The organism is Protofrankia symbiont of Coriaria myrtifolia (genome assembly GCF_900634755.1).
Lineage (GTDB): Bacteria > Actinomycetota > Actinomycetes > Frankiales > Frankiaceae > Protofrankia > Protofrankia coriariae.
Genome location: NZ_CAAAFS010000049.1, coordinates 1 through 2,781, shown reverse-complemented (window position 1 = coordinate 2,781; position 2,781 = coordinate 1). Strand labels below are relative to the sequence as shown.

4 protein-coding genes are annotated in these 2,781 nt (G+C 68.7%); 3 read left to right on the top strand and 1 reads right to left on the bottom strand.

Going from position 1 to position 2,781, the window contains the following annotated elements:
- The first annotated feature begins 559 nt into the window (after positions 1-559).
- The 3 genes from CM1CMNOD_RS02555 (at position 560) to CM1CMNOD_RS02545 (ending at position 1,693) form a co-directional block, all read left to right on the top strand.
- On the top strand, positions 560-853 hold the full coding sequence (locus tag CM1CMNOD_RS02555; protein ID WP_131772081.1) for a hypothetical protein: 294 nt from the start codon (positions 560-562) through the stop codon (positions 851-853).
- A 148-nt stretch (positions 854-1,001) separates the two neighbouring features.
- Positions 1,002-1,316: a hypothetical protein gene (locus CM1CMNOD_RS02550; RefSeq protein ID WP_013872111.1), complete on the top strand. Its 315-nt coding sequence runs from the start codon at positions 1,002-1,004 to the stop codon at positions 1,314-1,316.
- Entirely contained in the window at positions 1,316-1,693 is a 378-nt protein-coding gene (locus tag CM1CMNOD_RS02545) for a hypothetical protein (protein WP_013872110.1), read from the top strand. Before CM1CMNOD_RS02550 ends, CM1CMNOD_RS02545 begins: the two co-directional genes overlap by 1 nt.
- A 379-nt stretch (positions 1,694-2,072) precedes the next feature.
- On the opposite strand, the gene CM1CMNOD_RS02540 is transcribed toward CM1CMNOD_RS02545, so the two are convergent.
- The coding region (locus tag CM1CMNOD_RS02540; RefSeq protein ID WP_431607653.1) for a WD40 repeat domain-containing protein at positions 2,073-2,781 on the bottom strand (709 nt) is incomplete at its 5' end.

Sequence of the window (2,781 nt, the reverse complement as noted above, 5' to 3'; positions counted from 1 at the left end):
CGCCGGCCCGTCGGGCGGCTTCGGGGGATCCGGCGGCTGGCCGGGCGCCGCGAACCCGGGCGCGGGGCCGCCCACCGGCGGCCCCTCCGTCCCGCCAACGGCCTTCGGTTCGTCGACAGCTTTCAGTTCGTCGACAGCCTTCGGCGCGTCGACGACGTCTGCTCCACCGGCGACGTCTGTCTCACCGACGACGTCCGGTGCTGTGGGCCATCACGCCGCCGCACCGCCGACGACGCCACGAGGCCAGGCGGCATCCGCCGACTGGCCGGCCGTCCGGCCCGTGGGCGACCCATCGGCATCCACGGCCCCGGACACGGTCTCAGGGGCGGTCCCGCAGCAGGCGCCACGGGTGTGGACAGCTCCGCAACCGGCTCCGAACGCCGTCGCATCGCCATCGCCCGAAAAACAGCATCGGCGCAGCGCCTCGCCCACTCCCATGGCTGTTCACGACGACACGAACGAGCCACACACGCCACCGGCAGGCCTGTCGCCAGCGGGTTCGCCACCGCCGGGGATCTCGGCGGCGGCAGGTCCGGCGACGGGTCCCGCGACGGCCCCGGTGGGTCCGGCAACGCCATCGGCTACCTCGGCGACCGGTCCGGAGACCGACGACGCGGTCGACGACGAATGGTTCCCCGCCGACGACCCGTCCGGGCCCGCTGGTGCCTCGCCGGAAAGCCGAAGCCAGCACGACGTGTCTTCCGCGCCCGGGATGTCGTCCCCCGCGTCGGCGAAGCCGGCCTGGGGAGGACAGGAAACCTCGGCCGCCGAACCGCTGTCGGGCGAGGACGCCGCAATGGCCCTGCTACGAACCGGCCTCGGCGCCACGATCATCGAACAGCCCGCAAGGTGACACCCACCGGCCCCGGGTCGAATCCAACCGGCTCACACCATACGATCACTCGCGAATGATGTCAAACCGTACGATATCGCTCACGGTGCGACACAAAGACCTCAACCAAGGAGTTACCACGATCGTAGGAGGGGATTAGCATATCCATATGAGTGTCAAACAGCGGCTCTCAGCCTCCGTGGACGCCGAGTTGCTGGCCGTGGCCCAGGAGGCGGTCGCACAGGGCCATGCGGAGAGCGTGAGCACCTGGGTGAACGACGCCCTGCGCCTGAAAGCCGACCATGACCGTCGGCTGCGGGCCCTCGACGACTTCCTCGCCGCCTACGAGGCCGAACATGGTGAGATCACCGAGCAGGAAATGCGTGATGCCGCCCGGCAGGCTCGTTCCCGAGCGGTCGTGGTGCGCGGCGCACCAGGCACGGATGCCCCTCCTTCACCTGGCCGTGATCGGGGAGCCGCCTGATGCTCGTGCTGGACGCCGGGGCGTTCCTCGCGGTCGAACGCGGTGACCGGAGCGTGGTGGCCCTGGTCAAGCGGGAACGCCTGGCAGGTCGCCCGCCGGTCACGCATGGAGGTGTGGTCGCCCAGGTCTGGCGGGGTGGGCGGGGACGGCAGGCCGGGGTCGCCCACCTGCTCGCCGGCGTCACCGTCACACCGCTCACCGACGCTCTGGGGCGCCGGGCGGGCATGCTGCTGGCCCGCAGCGGCCAGTCGGACGCGATCGACGCGGCCGTGGTGTGCCTGGCGGCCGACGGAGACGACATCCTCACCTCCGACCCAGATGATCTTCATATGCTCGCCCAGGTCGCCAGTATCCACGTGGAACTCATCCCCGTGTAAGGAAGCCGGCGGCCACGATCCCCGCCGCTCGGGCAAAGAACCGGCAGGCCGCGCGCGAATACCGATGACGCCGGTCCGCCCGGCGCCGCACCACCCCGCCGGTCGCGACGGTCGCGACAGAAAGCATATGGTGCACTCAGAAAATCAGACGATTCACGCGGGTGAAAGATATGGACCGCCCACGCGAGGTGGCCGTCCGGCGGATTCCAGCGGTCAGTGCACCACCTATTCCAATTGCACCAGATCGTAGGCCTCGCCACAGTTTCCGCTTCGTCTTGCGTGTCGCGAAGTTAATAAGTATCGAACGGGCGATGTTTACGAGTACCCGTTCGGCATCCTCCGATCGCTGATCGCTATTGAGCACATAGGAGCTGCTCGTCTAGGGAATGGCCCATATCCGTACGGTCCTGTCCGCACTGGCGGTGGCCAGGGTGGTCCCATTCGGGGCGAACGCCGCCCCGAATACGGCGTCAGTATGGCTGGTAAGGGCCGCGAAACGGTGGTGTTGGGCCGGGTCAGCGATATCCCACAGCCGCGTGGTCCCATCCACGCTAATGGTGGCCAGGACGGCGCCGCCCGGCGCGAACACCACCCCGTCCACAGCGTGGGTGCGGTCAGTGAAGGTGGTGAGGTGGCTGGGGCGGGCCGGGTCGGTGACATCCCACAACCGCACCTTCCCGTCCCGGCTGGTGGTGGCCAGGATAGGACCCTTCGGCGCGAATGTCACCCCGAGCACGGCGTCGGTGTGGTCGGTAAGGGTGGTGAGGGTGACAGGTTCGTGTGGGCGGTGAATCGGTTGGCGGGCCGCCGGTACGAAAGGGTTGCTGCGGGCGGTGAACTTGGGACCGGTGGCGGTGGAGTCGGGGAAGATCGGCATGGGCAGCGACCCGGACCGCCGCTTGGGAGGGATCAGCTTCCCGGATGAGTCCGCCGGAGCGGCACCGGAAACCGGGAAGATCGGTTCGACGGTGGGCTTCGCCCGTCCGCCCATCGCTGTGTTGATGTTGTGGAGAAGGTAGCGGCGGGCGGCGGTGGATTCGTAGCCGAACAGGTCGAACGATACGATCCCCCCGAGCAAGCCATGTAAC

Excerpts from the sequence above, each read along its gene's own strand:
- CM1CMNOD_RS02550 (WP_013872111.1), top strand. The coding sequence starts at position 1,002 with ATGAGTGTCAAACAGCGGCTCTCAGCCTCCGTGGACGCCGAGTTGCTG.
- CM1CMNOD_RS02545 (WP_013872110.1), top strand. The coding sequence starts at position 1,316 with ATGCTCGTGCTGGACGCCGGGGCGTTCCTCGCGGTCGAACGCGGTGAC.